At 49.6% G+C, this 20,702-nt stretch carries 19 protein-coding genes; 7 read left to right on the top strand and 12 right to left on the bottom strand.

Annotation, left to right across the window (positions count from 1 at the left end; genetic code table 11):
• Nucleotides 1-416: 416 nt before the first annotated feature.
• The gene (locus tag RSA72_RS03885; protein WP_332621301.1) at nt 417-599 is read left to right on the top strand and encodes a hypothetical protein; all 183 of its coding nucleotides are present in this window, start codon (nt 417-419) and stop codon (nt 597-599) included.
• 257 nt (nt 600-856) lie between these two features.
• Here the strand turns inward: RSA72_RS03885 and RSA72_RS03880 are convergent, their stop codons facing one another.
• The 11 genes from RSA72_RS03880 to RSA72_RS03830 form a co-directional block, all read right to left on the bottom strand.
• Entirely contained in the window at nt 857-1,144 is a 288-nt protein-coding gene (locus tag RSA72_RS03880; RefSeq protein WP_332621300.1) for a transcriptional repressor, read from the bottom strand.
• A 2-nt stretch (nt 1,145-1,146) separates the two neighbouring features.
• Nucleotides 1,147-2,577 carry a surface lipoprotein assembly modifier gene (locus RSA72_RS03875; RefSeq protein ID WP_332621298.1) on the bottom strand — a complete coding sequence of 477 codons (1,431 nt, stop codon included), beginning with the start codon at nt 2,575-2,577 and terminating at the stop codon, nt 1,147-1,149.
• A 239-nt stretch (nt 2,578-2,816) separates the two neighbouring features.
• Nucleotides 2,817-3,626 carry a factor H binding protein domain-containing protein gene (locus RSA72_RS03870; protein WP_332621296.1) on the bottom strand — a complete coding sequence of 270 codons (810 nt, stop codon included), beginning with the start codon at nt 3,624-3,626 and terminating at the stop codon, nt 2,817-2,819.
• A gap of 176 nt (nt 3,627-3,802) precedes the next feature.
• Entirely contained in the window at nt 3,803-5,971 is a 2,169-nt protein-coding gene (locus RSA72_RS03865; protein ID WP_332621294.1) for a TonB-dependent siderophore receptor, read from the bottom strand.
• A gap of 682 nt (nt 5,972-6,653) precedes the next feature.
• Nucleotides 6,654-7,658 (bottom strand): FecR family protein, encoded by a 1,005-nt coding sequence (locus RSA72_RS03860; RefSeq protein WP_332621292.1) that lies wholly within the window; start codon nt 7,656-7,658, stop codon nt 6,654-6,656.
• Nucleotide 7,659: 1 nt separating this feature from the next.
• Nucleotides 7,660-8,199 (bottom strand): RNA polymerase sigma factor, encoded by a 540-nt coding sequence (locus RSA72_RS03855; protein ID WP_332621290.1) that lies wholly within the window; start codon nt 8,197-8,199, stop codon nt 7,660-7,662.
• Between the two features lie 206 nt (nt 8,200-8,405).
• Nucleotides 8,406-9,572: a type III PLP-dependent enzyme gene (locus RSA72_RS03850; protein ID WP_332621288.1), complete on the bottom strand. Its 1,167-nt coding sequence runs from the start codon at nt 9,570-9,572 to the stop codon at nt 8,406-8,408.
• Between the two features lie 137 nt (nt 9,573-9,709).
• Nucleotides 9,710-9,940, bottom strand: coding sequence for a phosphopantetheine-binding protein (locus RSA72_RS03845; protein ID WP_332621286.1), 231 nt, complete (start codon nt 9,938-9,940; stop codon nt 9,710-9,712).
• Nucleotides 9,937-10,587, bottom strand: coding sequence for an isochorismatase family protein (locus RSA72_RS03840; protein ID WP_332621285.1), 651 nt, complete (start codon nt 10,585-10,587; stop codon nt 9,937-9,939). The genes RSA72_RS03845 and RSA72_RS03840 overlap by 4 nt, the downstream gene beginning before the upstream one ends.
• A gap of 16 nt (nt 10,588-10,603) precedes the next feature.
• The gene (locus RSA72_RS03835; protein WP_332621283.1) at nt 10,604-12,268 is read right to left on the bottom strand and encodes a (2,3-dihydroxybenzoyl)adenylate synthase; all 1,665 of its coding nucleotides are present in this window, start codon (nt 12,266-12,268) and stop codon (nt 10,604-10,606) included.
• A gap of 12 nt (nt 12,269-12,280) precedes the next feature.
• Nucleotides 12,281-13,507 carry an isochorismate synthase gene (locus RSA72_RS03830; RefSeq protein WP_332621281.1) on the bottom strand — a complete coding sequence of 409 codons (1,227 nt, stop codon included), beginning with the start codon at nt 13,505-13,507 and terminating at the stop codon, nt 12,281-12,283.
• A 162-nt stretch (nt 13,508-13,669) separates the two neighbouring features.
• On the opposite strand from RSA72_RS03830, the gene RSA72_RS03825 reads away from it, so the two are divergent.
• A complete protein-coding gene (locus RSA72_RS03825) occupies nt 13,670-14,443 on the top strand; it encodes an SDR family oxidoreductase (RefSeq protein ID WP_332621279.1) in 774 nt (257 codons plus the stop codon).
• 27 nt (nt 14,444-14,470) lie between these two features.
• On the opposite strand, the gene RSA72_RS03820 is transcribed toward RSA72_RS03825, so the two are convergent.
• Nucleotides 14,471-15,784: a condensation domain-containing protein gene (locus RSA72_RS03820; protein WP_332621277.1), complete on the bottom strand. Its 1,314-nt coding sequence runs from the start codon at nt 15,782-15,784 to the stop codon at nt 14,471-14,473.
• A 246-nt stretch (nt 15,785-16,030) separates the two neighbouring features.
• Between RSA72_RS03820 and RSA72_RS03815 the strand changes: the two genes are divergently transcribed.
• Genes RSA72_RS03815 through RSA72_RS03795 form a run of 5 tightly spaced genes read left to right on the top strand, consistent with a single transcriptional unit; the run spans nt 16,031 to nt 20,697 of the window.
• On the top strand, nt 16,031-16,840 hold the full coding sequence (locus RSA72_RS03815; protein ID WP_332621275.1) for a siderophore-interacting protein: 810 nt from the start codon (nt 16,031-16,033) through the stop codon (nt 16,838-16,840).
• Between the two features lie 56 nt (nt 16,841-16,896).
• A complete protein-coding gene (locus RSA72_RS03810) occupies nt 16,897-17,838 on the top strand; it encodes an ABC transporter substrate-binding protein (protein WP_332621273.1) in 942 nt (313 codons plus the stop codon).
• Between the two features lie 15 nt (nt 17,839-17,853).
• Nucleotides 17,854-18,873, top strand: a complete 1,020-nt coding sequence (locus RSA72_RS03805; RefSeq protein ID WP_332621271.1) for a FecCD family ABC transporter permease — start codon at nt 17,854-17,856, stop codon at nt 18,871-18,873.
• Between the two features lies 1 nt (nt 18,874).
• Complete coding sequence (locus tag RSA72_RS03800; RefSeq protein WP_332621269.1) at nt 18,875-19,891, top strand: FecCD family ABC transporter permease; 1,017 nt, start codon at nt 18,875-18,877, stop codon at nt 19,889-19,891.
• Nucleotides 19,888-20,697 carry an ABC transporter ATP-binding protein gene (locus RSA72_RS03795; RefSeq protein WP_332621267.1) on the top strand — a complete coding sequence of 270 codons (810 nt, stop codon included), beginning with the start codon at nt 19,888-19,890 and terminating at the stop codon, nt 20,695-20,697. Before RSA72_RS03800 ends, RSA72_RS03795 begins: the two co-directional genes overlap by 4 nt.
• Nucleotides 20,698-20,702 lie beyond the last annotated feature (5 nt).

Here is a 20,702-nt window from a genome sequence, read left to right as displayed (position 1 = left end):
AAGGTTGGGGTCGGGAGTTCGAGTCTCCTTTCCCGCTCCAAATTCAAAAAGCCCTGATCAAAAGATCGGAGTTTTTTTTATTGCTGATTTTAATGGTTTTTTAAACCCATTCTTCTTCTGTTATTCAACGCAATAAAAAATTCTTAATGCAGTTTTTTATTTTGCGGCCACGGCCATAACAATGCTCTCAATTGATCATCGGCTTTAAGGCATTTTTGACAGCAGAAACTGCCTGATTCACTGCAAACAAGGGATTAGCCCCTAGGCAATTTAATTCAAGCCCCCCCCCCCGCAAACAGCCTCTGCGCAGCAAAGCCAATACAATATCAAACTATATCTTTTTTTTGCGGCCGCGCATGCTGATTGAGTCGGTTAACGAATCGGTAATTTCATACTTTTAGCAAAGGATGAGTAAAATGACCAAGCGCCAGCACCCAAAAGATCAATCAGGATCTGAAAAAACTGAAGAGCAAACGAGTCCAGAGGACAGCCAGCCGCAAAAAAATCCTAAAGATAAATCTGATGAGCATGAAATGCATAAGTCAAGCCACTATCATCAGCACCATGATACGACCAGCAACTACAAGCATCCCCATTGAGCAGAATTTTATTCAAAAAACTCCCTCATCCTCACCTTCTCCCCCAAGGGAGAAGGAGCTTGCAATATGAATTGCGCTGCCAGTTAATGATCACTTGCTGATTTATAGAGATCTGGGCAGTTTTAAGCTGTTTTTTAAAGGCCATGGATTGGGCTGATTCCCAGCAAACCCGAATGCCCTCATGATTTTCCCGTAAAGTTCTTTATGGCCGGCATATCCGGCGCTGCTGCAATGCATGGCAGCGCCGCCTGATCAAACTAGATTGTTCTGTGAAATGCATAACGGCCCTGCTCTCTGCCCAGCTTAAAGCGCTCGATTAACCCGGCTTTTTCCAGAGTATTTAAAGTCGCATACACAACGCCAAATGATATTTTCGCAGTTCGGAACGCTGTATGGCGCATAATTTGCGCCGCAGTCAATTCATGTTCAGACTGTTCAATAATTCCAAGAATAACCAGGCGGGCAACCGTCACCTGCAAATTAGAATCACGCAGCAGTTCATACAGCTTTGCCGCTTCCCCATTTCTTATATTCAAATGACTCATTTTTAAAACTTCTTCTCAAAAGTCAGCATCCACTGCTGGATTTTCCGGGTATAAAACTGGTCAATGCTGCTGTCCACATCGTCATACTGAAACCCCAATTTTGGCTCTATATTGAAGAAATTGAGTTTCTTATGGCCAATATTGATGCTTGCATTCAGCCGCTGATCTTTCCTGTTCATTAAGGAGTGATCATAGCTGCGTGATGCGCGCTGCACACTTGAAACAGCATTCAAGCCATTTGCCCACTGCTTATAGATGCCTAAATTGATTCCATACTGATCAAAGCCTTCAGATTTCCTTTCCAGATCATCTTTTTGAAAACTCAGCCCGCCGAAAACCGCGGTGTCCGCAGCCAGCAAATACATCACAGAAGAAGAGGCGTTGATGGTTTGCCCATTGAATATTTGATAATCAGCGTCTTTATAGGTTTTACTGATCCAGCGCCCATTCAGGTTAGCTTGCCAGCGCGGCGACAGCCAGCGCCCATAGCCTGCAGATACTCCATAAGTATCAATATAGTGCTCCTGATTCAGCCAGCGCCATTCCAATGTTGGCCCAAAATTAAACCAGGATTTAATATCCTGCCATTTATAATTGAGATCGATATTCAGGCCGTGCTCATCAAAATCATGCGCGCTGGCATAATTCAAGCCATCTGCCGACAGGTTCCAGTTGAGGAAATGGTTGCCGGCTAAATTGCGCTCCTGTTCTAAAGCCAGCGCATAATTCGCGCCCAGGGATGCAATCGGCGGGGTCTTTTCAAAAACCAGCCCGGCGAAATTTAAAAAGCGGCCTTCCGTGGTTTGATTGACGTTATCGTTATGCACCATGCGCAGATGGGCTTTGCCAGCGGTTTTTTCCTGCTTTTTGATTTGCGCTAAAAACTGCCCTGCCAGAATACGGAAATTATCCTCGACTTGAGGATTATTCTGCGTTTGTAAAAATATTTTTTCCGCCTGGCGGTACTGGCGGTTTTCAAACAGCATTGCCCCAAGATCAAAGCGCACATAGTCCAGGCTGGCGTCTTTTTCCAGCATGTTCTGATACTGCTGTATCGCCAGCTTATGCTTGCCCTGCTGGCGGTATACCGCCCCCTGGGCATAAAGCGCCAGCATGGGGTCGTGCTGCGGTGACTGCAGGTAGAGCGGCAGCACTTTTTGCAGTGTTTTCCAGTCCCGGTTCTGAATTGAGGCCTGAATAATAATTTCAGCAATTTGCGGATTATTTTTTACTTCTTCATCGGTGACATTGACCGGTTTTTGGCGCTTCTGCTCATGATCCTCCAGCGCTTTTTTATGCTGTTCATCCGGCGCGCGGTAGCGGCGGGCATCGGTTAAGTCTGAAGAAATTTTATCCAGATTATCCAATGGCTGAATGACCGCCAGCGCAGGTTCGGGCGCCGCCGCATGGCCGCGTTCAGCAGGCTGCATCATCAACCCGCCGATCAAAAACAAGGGAACGATGGGAACCGAAATATTTTGGTAGCCAAAATATGCATGGCTAAAATGCTGTTTTTTCTTGACGGAAAGTTTCATGACGGGAATTTTATGAAGAATAAATATAACAACTAGGTAAATGATAATCATTTACCTAGTTGTGGGAAATAAAAACACGGATATGCCTTTATGCAGCAAAGCGCATCCAGCAATTATTTAAAACGGCGCCTATAAAATTACTGCTTGCCGGCAAAGCCGTAACCGCCTGTCAACTGCTGCAGGTTATCCGTCGCTGCAGATGCAGTCGCTGCATCCGTATAAATACCGCCTGCTACTTCCGCCGCGCCTGCGCCAAACAGGCCAATATCATATTTGGTGTCTTGCAAAGCGAAGCTGCCGGCACCGTCAACATATGTCAAAGTCGCATTGCCTGTGGCTTTTAAATTGCTGTCAAAAGTCACTTGATCCAGTGTGCCGCTGATGTTGAATGTTCCGACAACACCGCCTGATGGCCGCTTGCCTGTAATGCCTGAAACAGAACCGGAACCCGTCACACTGCCATTATTTACATTCACGGTATAATTTAAACCGCCCGCTGTACTGTTAATGTGATTGAAAATATCGCCCTTATAGGTATAGGTTGCAGTCGCAGGCAATGTGCTTTTTGCTGTCGGCGTGCCCACTACGGCTTTGGTAAACTGGCGGTCATTAAATTCATTTAAGCCGCGGGCCGCATTGCCGATTACGACAGAATTGGCCTGTTTATAAAAAACATAGGTTGCATTTTTATTTGGAGATGTTGGATTTGCATGAGCGCGGGTCAGGCCTGCAGGCAGTGCAGTTAAATTCATGGCATTATTCACGCCCTGCCCATAGTTCTGATTGTTATATGTAAATGTCCCTACATATCCATTCAGCACATTTGCTGCTTCTGCATTAAAGTTATAGCCCGTCAGATTGGTTTTAAAATCAATGCCGGCAGAAGCAAATGAAGTTGCGAGAAGCGCAGCAGCCATTAAACCAGTTTGCAATGTAAATTTACCCATTTTCTATACCTTTTTAAATCAATTTGTTGTGACGTATTTTTTATCTTCATCGATGGAATATATTTAACCCGCTAAATCAGAAAACAGTATTTTATAAATTAATTTTTCCATCAGACAATATACTGTTCAGTGATGATTTATAGATTTATGGCCAAGTCATTATCTGTCTCCTTATTTTAGAATTTAGCGCTTAAAGAAATTGCGACATTTAATGGTTCACCATAAAGGCTTGCTAAACTGTTTTTCTTATAAACTTTATCAAATAGGTTATTAATATTTAAACCTGCGCTAATATTTTCATTGAGCTTATATCTCGCCATTAAGTCTACAACCGCAAAACTTCCCTGATTGCCCATTAAATTAGTCTTAAAGTCTTTATTGGATAAGCAGCTTTCTGTGCCATTTGGCTGTACAATGCAGTTACTTATCCCCTGCCTGGTTTTATATTTCCACCGCACAGCCCCTCCCACGGTTAAATCATCTGCCGCCTGATAACTAGTCGCTAAATTAATTGCATGTTTAGGGCGTTCATAACTGTAATCTCCTGAATCCATAGAAAATGAAGAGTTCCTTGCCTCTCCGGTCACTTGGTCAACATGAAGATAGGTATAGCCCGCATTAATCATCCATTCTGGCGTAAGCTTTCCTTGCGCTGAGAGTTCAAAGCCTGAAATAACCGGGCCATCCGCAGCATATTTAATTTGACAAACATTTCCTGTTACAGGAGTGCAGCTATATTGCTGCCCTGTAGCTGGATTTCTCGGCGGCACTAATATTTTATAAGGAAAATTCTTTTCCTTCATTTGAAAGACAGCAGTATGCAGGTTTAATTGATCATCAAATAAAGCGCTTTTTAAACCCATTTCATAAGAGTTGCCTTCAATAAACGGTAAAAACTGATCATTAATATCTTTTTCTAATTGGGTTTTATATATTCCTGTATAGCTGGCATAAGCGCTCGTATTGTCTGTCAGGCTGTAAACTAAACCAGCATACGGAATCCATTTATCTTTTGGATCGTGCCTCACGCTCATTTTATCGTAAATCGGGCCATTATATTTTTGCGCTGTTTCATAATGATTATAGCGTGTGCCCAGTATTACTTTTAAATTATTTATTGGTTCAAATTTTGTACTTAAAAAATAGCCATACTGTTTTTCATAGTTATTTTTTACGCCAATAACATTATCTAATGGATATTTGCCATATACCTTAACTAAGCGGTCATTATCTGCCCTTTCAGGATATTTTACATCGCCATTCCAGTTATCTAAACTTACGCAATTCCACCGAAAATATGTCATTTTACAGCGTGAAAATCCGCCTAATAGTTCATATACAGGATCGTCTGTTTTAGAATTATAGCCATTTACGCCTGTGGCAATCTGCGCTTCGCGTCCAAACAGGTCAAACTTGCCTAATAAGCTGATATCCAGATTATGCACTTTGGATTCAGGGCTCTCCCGGCCAATACTATAGCTCGCTGTATTATTTTCCGTATTATACCAGTTCGTGCCAACAACGCCCCATTTGCGGTCTGGCGCAGTTTCACTATATTGATAGTTGGTCGCCAGCTTCCAATAATCATTAAACTGATGACTGACTGTAAAAAAGCCATTCCAGCTTTGAGTATGCGCATACGACCAGTCCGTGGCGGCATTCCAGCTGCGGCCGCCGTCAAATATTCCCGTACTGTATGCCGTAGTCGTCGCTCCTGCAGTCATATGCGGGCTGGCATCATCCACATCTTTGTCAGACCATGTCCCGCCTACGGCAACTGTTGTTTTATCGCCCAAGTCTGCTTCCACAATGCCATAGAATATTTTGCTTTCTTCTTTAATGCGGTCAATATAGCTGTCGCCCTGTCCATAGGCGGCGACAAAGCGGCCGCGGATGCCGGCATCATCAGTAAATGGCTGCGACACATCCAGCTCAACCCGCTTCTTGTCCCAGCGCCCATAACTGACTTTGGCGCTGCCTTCCGCTTCCATGCTTGGGCGCTTGCGCACAAAGTTCAGGCTGGCAGAAGGATCGCCTGTTCCGGTGCTTAGGCCGCTTGAACCGCGCGTAATCTCAACCCGGTCATAAATTACTGTGTCATAGCCTGCCAGCAGCTCCATGCCGCGGCTGCCGCTCACCAGCGTGGGCGCGCCATCCACCATCACGTTGTTGATTTCATAGCCGCGGGAGTAAAAAGATGTCCGGCCCGCGCCCGGCACGCCATAGTTCTGCACCGTCACTCCCGGCGTGCTTTCCAGAAGTTTATTGACATCAGTTAATGCCTGTTCTTCAATTTGCTTATTGGTAATGACGGTGATGCTTTGCGGCGTATCTTTAAGCGCCAAATCAAGCTTTGTGGCGCTGCTTGAGCGGCTGACGGTATAGTTGTTTTTAGATTCACCGGCCAAATCTGTGCCGCTTGAAGCCGTCACCACAATCGTATCCAGCCGCGCAGCCGATTGGTTATTTTGATATTCTGCAGCGCTATTCTGGGCTGAACCGGCGGCGCTTGCCGCAGGGCTGGTTTTTGGGCTGCTCACTTTATCCGCCAGCACATAGCCCTGATTTATTTTTCTGGCCTGCAGGGGGGTATTTTCCAGCAGTTTCTGAAAACCCTGCTCTACACTGTATACCCCTTTTAATCCTGCCGTCTTCATGCCGTTTAAACGGGCGCCGTCACTCGACAATGCAACACCGGACTGAATGGCAAACTGATTTACCGCGGCCGACAAGTCTCCCGCAGCTATCTGATAATTTTTAACACTGATTTCTTTGGAGAAGGCACTCACAGATGCGGCAGATAATCCAGCAGCCAATGCGATTTGTATCGACAAAACTATCGGCTTCAGCACAAACGATATTGGTTTACTGCTCTTAATCATTGAAAGTGGCCCCCTTATACTTAAACTGAATCTCAATATTTAATGCGAAAGATTATCTTTCTCATTAAATAAGACACTTGAGACCGCCAAGTGGGAACCTGAATTTTAATTTTTCTTCAGTATTTTTATAATTTATTGATATATATTATTTTTTAACAACATTCAGGCTGCCGAAAATATTTTCATGGATTTGAACCGGCAGGCTGCTTTCAAGCAGCTCCAATGCTGAATGCTCCAGCGGCAATGCCGCGGTTACCTGGATACTGGATAACGCCTGCTCATCAAAGGCAATTTTCTGACGGTGATAGCTTTTTAAAATGCCTAGAACTTCAGGTAAAGGCATGTTCTGCACCACCAGCATTTTCTGCTGCCATGCGGTTTCAAACAGCTCAGGAGAAATATTTGAGCGGTAAATAATGCCCCGCCCTTCAGCAATCAGCACCTGCTGCCCGGCTTCAATAATTTCATCCGGCAATGCCGCTCCCTGAGCGCCGCGCGGTATTTCAACTTTAGCCTTTGACTCCAGCATGGTTAACAGCGTCGCATTTTCATACTGATGCACAATAAACCGCGTTCCCAGCGCAGTGATTTTCGCGTTTTCCGTTTCAATAATAAAAGGCCGGGAAGCATCTTTGGCGACTTCAACCAGAATATTTCCTTTATATAATTGGATGACCCGCCTATGCTGGTTAAACTGGATATCGTAAGCGGTTTCTCCGCTGATTTTAATTTCGCTTTGATCGCTCAGCTGCTGATTCTGCCATTGATCATAGGGATTGCGGGTATCTGCAAGCCATTCATTGGCCGGCAGGATATGCCAAGTCATCACTGCAATAAGCGCTGTGCTGGCAAACAGAATGACCGAGCGCAGAAGCCATAATGATTTTTCGGTCTGATGCGCAGCCGCATTTAAAGCGCTGACAGCCGGCTTAGAATTTTCCTGCTGTTTCAAGCAGTCAAAATGGCCCAGCGTCATCTGCAGCGCTTCAATGCAGGCGGCCCTTTCAGGATCTTCTTTTTGCCAGGCCTGATACGCCATCACGTCTTCTTCAGTGCATTCATCGCTGCTCATTTTGACCAGCCACAATGCAGCCTCCTCCATCAGGCGGTCATCCGGCGCTTGATCTGATGATGAATGCTTTCCGGGCATATTATGAATGCATGAATTTAAGGTGGCGGTGGCAGAACAGCAGCGCTTTCGCCAAATCCAGCTGTATGGTTTTGCGTGAAACGGCAAAGCGGCTGGCGATAGCGGTCTGCGGCATTTCTTCAATATAGTGCATGATCATGGCCAGGCGCTGGCGTTCAGGCAGGCGCGCCAGTATATCGGCAACCCTGTGCAGTATTTCCAGCACAGTCACAATCTGCTCAGGCGAGCAGTCCAGCGCTTCCTCCTGCTCCGCTAAAAGCCGCAGATAATCCTCTTCTATTTTTTTTCTTCGGATCTGATTCAGGATCAGGTTTTTGGCAATTGTCGCCAGATAAGGCCGGGGCTCTTTGATTTTTTCGCCGCTATCCGCATGGATAAATATCTTTAAGAAGGTATCCTGCATAATATCTTCTATGCTGTGCTTATTCGCGCGCAAGGTGCGGTTCAGCCAGCTGTACAGCCATTGGTAATTTTGCTGATAAAACCGGTCAAAACAGTAAATTTGTTCAGCATTCTGAGGACTGGATGACAAGCCTGTCATTTTACTCGCCTTTTATTCAAATTATGAATAGCAGCGATTATACACAAATAATAATGATTTTCATTATCATATTGGATTTTTGAATTTCCGGCTGCCCGCGCGGCTGCGGAAATTCAAAATGCCTGCTCATCAGGGCAAAGTGCATTGCGATCAAAAGCAGCAGGCTTCTGTAAAAGCCTGCTGCCTGCGCATATTCAGGCGCCGCATCATTCCAGATAAAAGGTTCTGAGCGGCGGGTAGCCGTTAAATTCAACCGATGCATACGACGCCGTATAAGCGCCCGCGCTCAGCCAGTACAGGCGGTCGCCGATGGTCAAGTTCAAAGGCAGCTGATAAGGAATTTTTTCATACATGATGTCTGTGGAATCACAGGTTGGCCCTGCCAGCACTACTTCAGATTTTTCAGCCTGCGCCTGCATTTTTGGCGTATGAATTGGATATTTGGTGGTTTCGCCCAAGGTTTCAATCAAGCCATTGAACACGCCGACATCTGTATACACCCAGCGTTTAGCGTCTTTTTCAGACTTATTGGCAATCAGCACAATTTCTGAAACAATTACGCCGGCATCGCCGACCAATGACCGGCCCGGCTCCAGAAACAGCGTAATTTCACGGTCAAAATTCTGCTTTAAATACATCTTAATCTGATCTGCATAAGCCTGCAGGCTGTTAATTTCCGCCAAATAGCGCGCCGGGAATCCTCCCCCCATATTAATCAGTTCAAGCTGAATCTGATGCCGGCTTTCCAAGGTGTCAAAGACCTGCTTGACTGCATCCAATGCCGTGCGCCAAACGGTGACTTCTTTCTGCTGGCTGCCGACATGGAAGGAAACGCCGTAAGGCTTTAATCCCAGCTGCTTGGCTGCAGCCATTAAATCAACCGCCATCTCCGGGTCGCAGCCAAACTTTCTGGACAGCGGCCATTCCGCAGTCGTTCCAGACTCAACGAGAACCCGGACAAAAACCCGCGATCCAGGCGCAAATTCTGCAATCTGCTCAAGATCAGCGCGCGCATCGGTGACAAATAAGCGCACTCCTTTGTCATAGGCATATTTCACATCCGCCGCTTTTTTGATGGTATTTCCGAAAGAAATCCGCTCAGGCGGCACGCCGCTTGCCAAAACGCGGTCCAGCTCATAGGTGGACGCTACATCAAAATTTGAGCCGATATTGCGCAAGCGCTGAATAATTTCAATTCCCGGATTGGCTTTGACTGCATAAAAAATATTTGCATGCGGAAAGCACTGCTTTAATTCTTCGTATTTAAACTGGATCCGGTCCAAATCAACCACTAAAAACGGGCTGTTTTTGGCTGCAGAAAAATCCTGAATCCTCTGCCATTGCTTTGATGAATAATAGTGTTCGAGCTGCATAGAAAATCCGCGCTTGTGCAATATGATGGTTGTCAGTGAGCCTGCCTTTATAGGGTCAAGGCAGTTTTAAACAGGCGTTCAGCCTCTGGAACAGAAGCAATAAGCTCCAGTCAGCTTATTGCCCTAAAATATGCAGGCTACTGCCTTAAGCGCTGCAGCCAGTCCTGCACCGTCGGCATTTCCACCAAATCCTGAAATTCGATATTGATTCCTGCATCGCGCCAGAAGCCGACCAAGGTCATTAAGCTGACTGAATCCAGCCCCAGCATGAATAAATCATCATCATCCTGAATTTCCTGTGCATCCATATTCAGCTGCTTGGCGACGGCTTGACGCACTGCAGTCAAATTCAACTGTTCCATTTTCATCTTTTCGCTCTCGGGTTCACGGCTTGAATCACTGAATCTGCATCAACAACTTTGGCGCAGCGGCCGGCGGCATAGCTCAGCGCCATCCGATGCTCATCCAGGCTGAAATCGGCCAGGGCATCGCCAACTAGAAACGCCTGCATGTCCAGCATGAAGGCTTCAGCTGCCGTAAGCAGGCAGCCGATGTGCGCATAGACGCCGCAGATAATCAGCTGATCGCGGCCGCTCGCTTTAATCCGCTGTTCAAAGTCGCTTTTTTTGAAAGCGCTGTAGCGCCATTTGGTCAAAACCGTATCCTGATCCGCCGGCTTGAGGCTCGGAATGATCTGCACCAGGCTTTCTTCAGGTGCCAAGCCTTTGCCCCAGAAATCAGTCAGCAATTGCCGGTGTTCAGGAGTTTGGCCGCCGGGCTGCGCCGTGTAATAGACCGGGATGCCGGCATCACGGCAATGGTCAATAAGCCTGCGGCAGTTTTTGATCAGCTCAGGAATCGGCGCTGCAGCCTGATCATAAAAGTCTAAAAAATACTGCTGCAAATCGTGCACGAGCAAGACTGCCCGGTCCGGCTCAATAGCCCAGTTCACTTTGTTTGCAGGAAAGCTGCCGGGCTGCGGCATGGGATAGCTTGCTATGCGGGGAATCGTCATTTTTTTACCTGCCTATTTAATTTGATGCTTGAATCAGGCGCTGCCTGAGTTCTTTCTTGTCAATCTTCCCTAAGGCCGTATATGGCATATCTTCAATAAATTCAATATGGTCTGGCGTTTTAAAAGTCGCCAGGCCAAATTTTTGCACATGCTGCCGCAGCTGCATCTTCAGCCGGGTAAGGCTTGGGTCCTGATCTTCCCTGCGCCACTGTATAAATGCGCAGCTTTTTTCACCCAGCATCCGGTCCGGCATCGCCACCAAAGCGGACTGCATGACCTGCGGATGCTGATTCAGCGCCTGTTCAACTTCCTCAGTCGCAATTTTCTCTCCGCCGCGGTTGATTTGATCCTTGCTGCGGCCCTCAACAATGATGTTGCCCTCCTGAGTCATGCGCACCAAATCGCCGGTACGGTAAAAGCCGTCACGGGTAAATGCCTGCCGGTTGTGCTCATCCGCCTTAAAATAGCCGCGGATGGTATACGGCCCGCGCGTCAGCAGATGCCCGACCTCTCCGGCGGCCAATTCCCGGTCCTCATCATCGACAATTTTAATTTCGTCATCGGCGCTGATCCGGCTGCCCTGCGTGGAAATTATGCTTTCGGCGGAATCATCATAGCGCGTGTAATTCACCAGGCCTTCCGCCATGCCGAAGACCTGCTGCAGGCGGCAGCCATGTTCTTCAATCAGCTGGCGCGCCAATGCGTCAGGCAGGCGGGCGCCGCCCACCTGCAAAACTTCAAGCTCTGCAAAGATATTGGCAGCGCCCTGCTGCACCGTTTCCGCCCACTTGGCGGCTAAGGCCGGAACCAGCGCCGCATGGGTAATCCGGTGCTTTTGAATCAGCGCAAAGCAGCTGTCCGGCGCAGGGTCTTTTGCCAGCACCAGCGTTCCGCCGGCAAAAAACAGCCCCAGCGAACCGGCCGAACTCAGGCTGAAATTATGCGCCGCCGGAAGCGCCATCAGCATTTTCGACTTTTCATTCAGCTGGCAAATCTCAGCGCTCGCACGCACGCTGTAAAGATAGTCGTCATGCGTTCTTGGAATCAGTTTCGGCGTTCCTGTGCTGCCGCCGGATAACTGAAAAAACGCCGCATGGCGCGCGGTAATATTTGGCGCGCCGGCATGCTGCTCAGGAAATGCGGAAACATCCGGCCACGGATCAAATTCTTCCGGCTCCCCCGCCACAATCACCTGCTGCAAAGACGGGCAGCGCTGCCGGCATTCCCGGGCTAAGGTGCGGTAGTCAAAGCCTGAATGCCGCTCCGCGCAGATATAGAGTTTTGCTTCTGTCTGCGCAATAAAATGGCTCACTTCCGCATGGCGGTGCGCGGGCAGGCTCATCACCGGGCGCATGCCGATGCCAATCGAGGCAAAATAGGCAATAAAAAACTCGATGATGTTCGGCAGCTGGATTACCAGGCTGTCGCCGGCCTGATAGCCTTGTTTTTCGAGATAGGCAGAAAACTGATCAATCTGCTGTTTCAATTCCGCATAGGTCAGCTGTTTTTCCGCGCAGACAACTGCAGTGTTTTTGCCGTATTTCTGCGCGCATTCATTAAAAAATTCACTGATGGTCTGGCCGAGCCAGTAGCCTTTGGCAATATATTTTTCTATAAACTCAGGCGGATACTGCACAATCCCTTCCCAGAGCCCGGCTTCAGCCAATTGATGATCCTGCATGACAAAAACCTTTTAAATGAAAACCAATTCTTCCGCTTTCAAGCCTAAGGCGTTGAACATTGTTTTAAATTTCGCCGCGGTTTCATCCAGCTCAAGTTCAGGCTGGGAAGCTTCCACAATGCCGGCGCCCGCATAGAGCCGGGCAGACTGATCATAGATCCGCCCGCAGCGCACATTCACCGACCACGCGCCATTGCCATGCGCATCGCTCCACCCCATCGTGCCGGCAAAAAGATTCCTCTGGAAAGGCTCCAGCTCCGAAATCAGCGTTCTGGCAAGCTGGGCTGGCTGGCCGCATACCGCAGGCGTTGGATGCAGGATTGAAACCAGATCAAAGATATGCTGATCAGGATCTTTCAGTTTGCCCTGAATCTGGGTCGCCAGATGCCATAAGGTTTGCGTCTTAATCAGGGAGGGAGATTCGGGAATGGTTAAAGTTCTGCACAGCGGCGCCAGCTGATCTGCAATCGCTTCAATCACTAAGCGGTGCTCATACTGGTCTTTTGCCGAGGCCAGAAGGCGCTCTGCCTGCGCCTGATCTTCCGCGGGGTCTTCACACCGGATCAGCGTGCCGGCGACAGGATGGCTGAATACATTTTCATTTTGCTTGGCCGCCAGAAGTTCTGGACTGGCCCCCATAAACCACCCATCCTGTTTAGGATTCTGCGCTAAGGCAAAGGTGTAGCCTTCCGGATTGGACATGAATAAGCGGTAAAACAGTTCAGCAATATTAATTTTTTCAGCAGTTTTTAAGTCTATTGCGCGCGCAAGCACGGCTTTTTTCAATTCAGTGGTCTGCATCAGCTCCACCAGTTTGCGGACGCCGTCCACATAGTCCGCATGCTTTGGGAGCAGCTTCGCTTCAACTGCCGCTGCCTGCAGCGCCTGATTTCCGGCTTCAAAGATATCCGCCAGATGGGTGTTTTTGGCTTCAGCGATAGAGAGTTCCGGCAAGTCGCGCGTATCAAAGGGCAGGCTGCCGGCAATGATCAAGTCAGCGTTGCCCTGCTCCTGAATCCGTTCAGCCAGCTGCTGTTTTGCCTGCTGCAGCCACTGCTTCTGCTGCTCCAGAAAATCCAAGCTTTCAGAACGCTTAAAATCAATATTCTGAATGATTTTTTTGCTGGAAATCATGCCCGTTGGCGCTGCAAAAACAAAACCGGCAAGATCTTCCTCTAATAATTCTTCCTTTTTAATCCCAATGGCATTTTTAAATACTGATGGTTCTACTGACAGCATATTTTCTCTCACATATATCAGGGAGATGTTTTTATTGAATCGATACATTCATCGCTGCCTTAAGTGGCCTCAAGGCTGTTGAACACTATAAATATAATGGTTATCATTATCAAATGATATTTATTATCGTTTAGTTTTTGTTAAAATCATAAGGATTAAAAAATGTCCGGCTTATTTATTGTCACTGGCGCAGCGCGGGGCATCGGCGCGGCGGTCGCTGAAAAACTCCTCGCAAACGGCCATCTGGTGATCGGAATTGACCTAAGCCCTCAGCCCAGCGCATGGGAGATCTTTACAGCGCTGGATGCAGGAAAGGCAGCAAACTTTGCAGCCATCAGCCATGATATTCAGCAGACAGCCTCCCTCATCGAACAGATTCAGCATTCCAAATTTGCGGCAATGCCTATTTCCGGCCTGGTGAATGCAGCCGGCATTTTAGACATGGGCAGCCTGCTCGATACCACCGCAGAACAATGGCTGCACAGCCTGAATACCAATTTTATCGGGCCTGCGCAGCTGACCCAATGGGCGGCGCAGCAGATGCTTCCCCATCGCTCAGGCGCCATTGTCAGCATCAGTTCCAACGCCGCTTTGGTGCCGCGGCTGGGCATGGGGCTGTATGCCACCACCAAGGCCGCGGTCAGCCATTATTTTAAAAATCTGGCTTTAGAGCTGGCCCCGCATGGAATCCGCTGCAATTCAGTCCTCCCCGGCTCCACGCTGACTCAAATGCAGCGCCAGCTTTGGACAGATAACAAGCCGCCGGAAAGCATTATTGCAGGAAGCCTTGAACAGTACCGCAGCGGCATTCCCTTAGGCAAAATTGCAGAACCGCAGGATATTGCCGATGCGGTATTGTTCCTGCTGTCCGATCAGGCCAGGCAAATTACCATGCATGAGCTTGTAGTGGACGGCGGCGCAACCCTGGGGGTTTAAAGCTGCCGCCGCGCCCCGCTGCCGGCTTCAGTCCGGCAGTTTTTTATCAATCTCAAACTCATTCAGGGCCAGCTCAGGCTGAATCAGCCACAGCTTCAGCATCTTCATGAAATCATGCCAGTATTCTTCCAAACTTTCCGCGCTATACAGTTCCGGATGGCCGTCAATCGCCAAATACAGGCGCTCCTGGCCATCCAGCATTTTATTGGAAACCGCCATGTCAAAATCTTCAATCGGGCCTGCCGAAATCGTGGTTTTCTTCAGGCGGCATCCTTCGAAAAATTCAGGCAGCGGGAACGGAATCCAGTTCACCACAGGGCCAAACAGAATATTTTCAAACGGCTCAAAATCATCCAGCACAAAGCGCATCTGTTCAAAATAGCTCTGCTGATAAGGCCGGATTTCTGCAAAGCGCGAGGCCAAAAGCTGCGCAATCTGTTTTAAATTTTCCGCGCCATGCGCGCCCAGGCGCAAAGGCAGAATATTCATCGTCAGGCAGGGAATCCGCATGGCTGCCGTGCCTAAGCGCGACAGCATCGGGATGCCGAAACACTGCTGCGAGGCATCCAGCTGCTTTGCCATATAGCCCATGAAAACCGCCATCACAATCATCGCGCTTGGGAGTTTCAGCTCGCCTGCCAGCGCATTCAGCTGCTGCTGCACATCGGCAGCAATCACATCTTCAAAACGGTAGCCTTGAGTAAACGGCTCGTTCAGGCGGCGCTTCAGCCTTTTTTGCGGCGCCTGCAGCCCTGAAAAATTTTTCTTCCAGAAAGCCAAATCTTCTGCCGCTTTTGCCGACTCAATATAGCGCTGCTCTTCTTCGATAAATTTACTGTAATGCTCAAAAGCCTTATTCTTCAATTCTGTGCCGTTTTTCAGGGACTGGTAGTAATCAATGAAGCGGCTGATCAGCAGCCCATAGGCATAGCCGTCTAAAGCCGCATGATGCGCCCTGATAAACAGCGCATACTTTTGATCATCCAAATGCGCAAAAGCATAGTCATACAGATGCCCTGCCGTTAAGTCAAAATCCGGCAGCACCTGCTGCTCAACCCATTCATTCAGCGCTTTTTCATTCAGCTGCGACAAGTCGATAAAGCGCGGCGGCTGAATTTCCACATCATCTTTGCGGTAAAACTTGCCGTCCTGCTCAATGACGCGCCAATGCAAAGCCTTAGCCTCCTGCAAAGTCAGAGCAACCGCCTGATGGAATAATTCCCGATCCAGCGGCCCTTCAATCACCAGCCATTCCGCCGTGTGAAACGGCAGGCTTCCATGATAGTTATGGCCCAGCCACATGCTGTGCTGCGCTCGGGTTAATGGCTGTAATGTCTTCATTTCCTGCATATAAATACCATTGATCAAACGAGTTATATGGTTAAAAAATTTCTGCCGTTAAACTGGCGCTGAATTTCCGTTCATGCGCTGCAGCCAATATTCTTCAAGAATAGCGCAAAAGAATAATAATTATCATTAACAAATGCAATTTAATGTCATTAACCTTGCAGCCGGCGCAAACTGGCTATAAACTGCCCGGACAATCATTTTTATTTATCATTTGGAATAACAACAGCAGATTAAAAAATGGCTACCAACCCAAATACCGCGCCGCGGCATATTCAAGTGCACTCCTCTGTGCAGATTTCTCCCCATATGCAGCGCATTTATTTCTGCAGCGGCGATTTTTCCGATTTCCCGCTGGACGAAGCCGGCGCGCACATCAAATTATTTTTCCCGGAGCAGCAGAGCGCCATGCCCCTGCTGCCCTACCGCAATGAGCTAGGAAAAATTGTCTGGCCTGCAGGAAAAAGGCCTGTCACGCGCACATATACCATCCGCGATTTCATTGCAGAGCAGCAATTGCTGGTTGTCGATTTTGTGCGCCATGAAGATTTCGGCACCGCCGCAAACTGGGCAGTGCATGCGCAGAAAGGCGATGTAATCGGCTTAGCCGGGCCGGGCGGGCCGGCAAGATTCAACCCGGAAGCCGGCTATTTTATTTTTATCGGCGATTTATCCGCGCTGCCGATGATCGCTGCCTCGCTGCAGCAGCTGAAAGATGATGCGCAAGGCGAGGCCTGGATTGAGATAGAGCAGGCATCGGATCAGCAGGATTTAAAAGCGCCGCAAGGCGTGCAGATTCACTGGATCAGCGCTGATCAGGCGTTTGAAGATGCGGCTGCCGGCTCCTTTAAAAATCAGGATTGGAGTAAAAACAGCATTTCCGTCACTCTGGCCGGCGAAAACACGCGCGTGGTGGCCTTAAGGAAAATACTGAGGCAGCAGTACAAGATCAGCAAAACGAATTTATATGCGGTTCCTTACTGGAAGCGCGGCCACAGTGAAGAAAGCTACCATGATGAGCGCCACAGCGTCATGGATGATGAAGGATAAGATTTATGCATTTTCCAGAAAATAAACATTCACTTCCAAAGATGAAATCATTCGCAATGATTGCGCTCGCTGCGTTTCTGAGCGCCTGCGCAAAACCCAATGACGCTTCCTCTGCTGCCGGAAACTCAGCTTCGCAGCCGGAGCAAAGCGCCAATTCGGCGCAAAGGCAAATCACCGATGCGCTGGGCCGGCAAGTCAGCGTGCCTGCGCATCCTAAAAAAGTGGTTGTGCTCAGTGAGCTGGATTTAGACAGCGCCATTGCCTTAGGGATTAAGCCTGTGGGCAGCACCTATGTGCGCGGCCAGAGCAATTTCCAGCCTTACTTGGCGCAGCAGACGCAGCAGGTGGCTTCTGTAGGCAATTTTGCCCAGCCGAGCATGGAAGCCATTCTCACACTGCAGCCGGACCTGATCATTGCCGGCAGCATGATTGACACGCAATTGCTGAACCAGCTCAGTCAGATTGCGCCTACAGCCGTGAGTTTTGCCCCCGGTGAAACATGGAAAAGCAGCTTCAAGCGCGTTGCGGAAATCCTCAATCAGCAGGAAAGCGCGGAAAAAGCGCTGGCCGCTTATGCGCAGAATATTCAGCAGGCCAAAGCCAAACTTGCAGGCCAGCAGGGGCAGACCGTCAGCGTCACGCGCTGGACGGCAAATGGCCCGATTTATATGTATAAAGACTCCTTTGCCAGCCAGGTCTTATCCGACTTAGGGCTGGCGCGCCCTGCGCAGCAGCAGCAGGCGGGCGCAAGCCACTCGGCGCCGCTCAGCAGGGAGCGCTATGACCAGATTGATGCCGGCTGGATCATTATCGGCAGCCATTTGCCGCCGGAAAAGCAGCTTGAAGAACTGAATAAATTTCCGGAATTTAAGCGCCTTCAGGCGGTTAAGAATAAGCAATACTTTGCTGTTGACGCGTCGATGTGGACAGGCGTAGGCGGGCCGAATGCGGCCAATCAGGCCATAGCCGATGTCTTGGCGCATATGCCTAAATCATAAGCTGCCAGGTCAAAAATGCTTTTCCAGCCGCTCAGCTTAAAACCGCTTTACGCGCTTGCTGCACTCGCCGTTTTGACGGTTCTGTCTATTTCTTACGGGGCCGGTTCGCCGAATATCGCGGACAGCCTCAAGCTGCTTTGGCAGAGCCTGTCCGGCTTGAGCCTGGCGCCGCTGCAGCCGCTGCTTGAACTGCGCATCCCGCGCACTTTTGCGGCCCTGCTGGTGGGCGCGGCGCTGTCCATTTCAGGCGTGATTTTACAGAACCTGCTGAAAAATCCCCTCGCAGACAGCGGCTTAATCGGCATCAACAGCGGCGCATCTTTAGCGGTTGTGATTGCCGTTATTCTGCAGCTGCACGGGCTGAGCCTGTTTTTCTGGGCAATCTTTGGCGCATTCATCAGCGCGGTTCTGGTTTTTGCCTTAACGCCTCGAAATCAAACGGACTACAGCTCGCTCACCCGCCTGATTCTGGCAGGGCTTGCAATCGCCAGCACTTTTCAAGGGCTGATGGCGGCCTTATTGCTGAAATTTCAAAATGGGCTGGATGAATACCGTTTTTGGGTTCTAGGCTCACTGAACCGCGTTGAACCGCAGTTTTTGCTCACCGCGGGCGTATTGATTGCCCTAGGCGTCATCATCACCTTTTCGGTCATCCGTCCGCTCACGTTAAGCCTGGTCGGCGATCAGCTGGCGCAGAGCCTCGGCTTAAACCTGAAGCTTTTAGAACTGGCCTGCATTGCAGCCATCGTGCTGATGACCGGCAGCGCCGTAGCCCTGACAGGCCCGATTGCCTTTTTAGGGCTGATTGCGCCTTATTTTGCGCGGGCAATAGGTGCGGTCAGCATTCCGCAGCAGCTGCTCTGCAGCGGCTATTTCGGCATGCTGCTGCTGCTTGCCGCCGATATTCTGGCAAGAACCATTGTGCAGCCGTTTGAGGCGCCTGTCAGCATTTTATTGACCCTGCTGGGCGCGCCGATTTTGATTTGGATGGTGCGGCAAAATAGCCTGCAGAATATTGTCCAGATGGAGAAGTAATATGAAAGCTGCTTTTTCATGGGCAGGTTCAAATCCGGCCTGGAAATCCTGGCTGATCTTAGGCGCGGCGGCCTTCGCCCTGATGCTGGCCAGCCTGATGTATGGCGAAATCAGGCTGTCTTTTCATCAGCTTTGGTCTGCCATGCTCAGTCAGGCGCAGCCGGCGGATCAGCTGCTGCTGGAAAAGATACGCCTGCCCCGCCTGCTGGCAGGCATGCTGATTGGCGCTGCCCTCGCCCTGTCCGGCCTGCTGCTGCAGCTGGTCACTAAAAATTCCTTAGCCAGCCCGGATGTTTTCGGCATCAGCGACAGCGCCGTGCTGGCTTTGGCCTTTACGATTTTATTCTCCAGCAGCCCTGTGCTGGGCGAATGGTGGCACGCGCTGTTTGGCGCGCTGGCCTGCGTCAGCATTATTCTCCTTGCGGCGGGGGGCATCGGCACACAGGGCTACCGCATTCTGGTAATCGGCATCGGGGTTGCAACGTTGATGAAAGCCAGCTTTGACCTCATCCTCTCTACACTGCCTGTCATGCACAGCAGCAGCATTCTGGTTTTCAGCACAGGCAGCCTGATTGGCCGCAGCTATACTATCCTGCTGCCGGCCAGCCTGTTAATCCTCGCGCTGCTTTCCGTCATTCTTTTATGGCGCCGTTTCTTCAGTGCCGTGGTCCTGCCCGATGCCGTCATCCAAAGCATCGGCACATCGCTGCCGTCCTTGCGCTTTATAATGATCTGCATCGCCGCTTTTCTTGCGGGCACCGCGGTGAGCATTGCCGGCCCGATTGGATTTGTCGCCATCGCCGCGCCTATTCTCAGCTTTAAGCTCTTTCCTAAAAATCTTTTCCCGGTCTTTCCTGCGCTGTGCATTGGCGCCTTAATGGTTGCCGCAGCCGATTTGCTGGGCAGGACATTACTGGCGCCGGTCGAAATTCCTGCAGGCATTATCAGCGGCATGATCGGAGGGCCGTTACTGCTATGGCTTTTATACAGCAACTCACGGAATGCAAGCCGGATATGACTTTAAAAATTTCAAAATTAAACGCCGCTTATAAAGAGCATCCTGTGCTCAAGAATATCAATATCGAACTTAATCAGGGCCAGGTCATTGTTTTAATCGGCCCCAACGGCAGCGGCAAATCAACTTTGCTGAAATGCATTGCGCAGATTCATCCGCAGTATGATGGCGTTGCAGCATGGGAAAACCGCGACCTTAAAAGCTTATCCAAGCGGGATTTAGCCAAGCAGCTCGCCCTGCTGCCGCAGCATGTCACTGCGCCCAACGGGATGATGGTAGAGCAATTGGCGCGTTTTGGCCGGTTTCCTCATCAGGGCTGGTTCAAGCAGTGGCGGGCCGAAGATCAAACCGCAATTGATGAAGCGCTGTCTGCCACCCACTTGGCCGAAATGCGCAATGTTCCCCTCAGCAGCCTCTCCGGCGGCCAGCGCCAGCGCGCATGGATTGCCATGGTGCTGGCCCAGCAGACGCCGCTGATTTTACTGGATGAGCCGATCAGCATGCTGGATATCGGGCATCAAGCTGATATTTTGAATCTGGTCAGAGAACTCGCCAATCAGGGCAAAAGCATCATCATGGTCCTGCATGATTTAGCCACGGCCGCCCGCTGCGCGGATTACATGATTGCGCTGAAGGATGGGCAAATTATCGCGCAAGGAAACTCCCGGCAGATTTTAACCCCCGCTTTAGTCCAGCAGCTTTACAATATTGAGGTGGAAGTGCAGCACGCCGGCAGCCTGGCGCAGCCGGATCTGCAGCGCTTGATTGTGATCCCTGAACATTTCGGAGATCCGAATCCATGCGCGTAAATTCC

This window comes from Acinetobacter sp. (assembly GCF_036659555.1).
Lineage (GTDB): Bacteria > Pseudomonadota > Gammaproteobacteria > Pseudomonadales > Moraxellaceae > Acinetobacter.
The sequence above is the reverse complement of the archived record's forward strand: the minus strand, read 5'-3'. Positions and strand labels throughout refer to the sequence as shown.

Bases quoted from the DNA above. Each gene is read 5' to 3' on its own strand.
- RSA72_RS03880 (WP_332621300.1), bottom strand. From the start codon at position 1,144: ATGAGTCATTTGAATATAAGAAATGGGGAAGCGGCAAAGCTGTATGAA.
- RSA72_RS03825 (WP_332621279.1), top strand. From the start codon at position 13,670: ATGTCCGGCTTATTTATTGTCACTGGCGCAGCGCGGGGCATCGGCGCG.
- RSA72_RS03795 (WP_332621267.1), top strand. From the start codon at position 19,888: ATGACTTTAAAAATTTCAAAATTAAACGCCGCTTATAAAGAGCATCCT.
- RSA72_RS03875 (WP_332621298.1), bottom strand. From the start codon at position 2,577: ATGATGCAGCCTGCTGAACGCGGCCATGCGGCGGCGCCCGAACCTGCG.
- RSA72_RS03870 (WP_332621296.1), bottom strand. From the start codon at position 3,626: ATGGGTAAATTTACATTGCAAACTGGTTTAATGGCTGCTGCGCTTCTC.
- RSA72_RS03885 (WP_332621301.1), top strand. From the start codon at position 417: ATGACCAAGCGCCAGCACCCAAAAGATCAATCAGGATCTGAAAAAACT.
- RSA72_RS03855 (WP_332621290.1), bottom strand. From the start codon at position 8,199: ATGACAGGCTTGTCATCCAGTCCTCAGAATGCTGAACAAATTTACTGT.
- RSA72_RS03860 (WP_332621292.1), bottom strand. From the start codon at position 7,658: ATGCCCGGAAAGCATTCATCATCAGATCAAGCGCCGGATGACCGCCTG.
- RSA72_RS03820 (WP_332621277.1), bottom strand. From the start codon at position 15,784: ATGAAGACATTACAGCCATTAACCCGAGCGCAGCACAGCATGTGGCTG.
- RSA72_RS03845 (WP_332621286.1), bottom strand. From the start codon at position 9,940: ATGAAAATGGAACAGTTGAATTTGACTGCAGTGCGTCAAGCCGTCGCC.
- RSA72_RS03800 (WP_332621269.1), top strand. From the start codon at position 18,875: ATGAAAGCTGCTTTTTCATGGGCAGGTTCAAATCCGGCCTGGAAATCC.
- RSA72_RS03805 (WP_332621271.1), top strand. From the start codon at position 17,854: ATGCTTTTCCAGCCGCTCAGCTTAAAACCGCTTTACGCGCTTGCTGCA.
- RSA72_RS03850 (WP_332621288.1), bottom strand. From the start codon at position 9,572: ATGCAGCTCGAACACTATTATTCATCAAAGCAATGGCAGAGGATTCAG.
- RSA72_RS03810 (WP_332621273.1), top strand. From the start codon at position 16,897: ATGATTGCGCTCGCTGCGTTTCTGAGCGCCTGCGCAAAACCCAATGAC.
- RSA72_RS03815 (WP_332621275.1), top strand. From the start codon at position 16,031: ATGGCTACCAACCCAAATACCGCGCCGCGGCATATTCAAGTGCACTCC.
- RSA72_RS03840 (WP_332621285.1), bottom strand. From the start codon at position 10,587: ATGACGATTCCCCGCATAGCAAGCTATCCCATGCCGCAGCCCGGCAGC.
- RSA72_RS03830 (WP_332621281.1), bottom strand. From the start codon at position 13,507: ATGCTGTCAGTAGAACCATCAGTATTTAAAAATGCCATTGGGATTAAA.
- RSA72_RS03835 (WP_332621283.1), bottom strand. From the start codon at position 12,268: ATGCAGGATCATCAATTGGCTGAAGCCGGGCTCTGGGAAGGGATTGTG.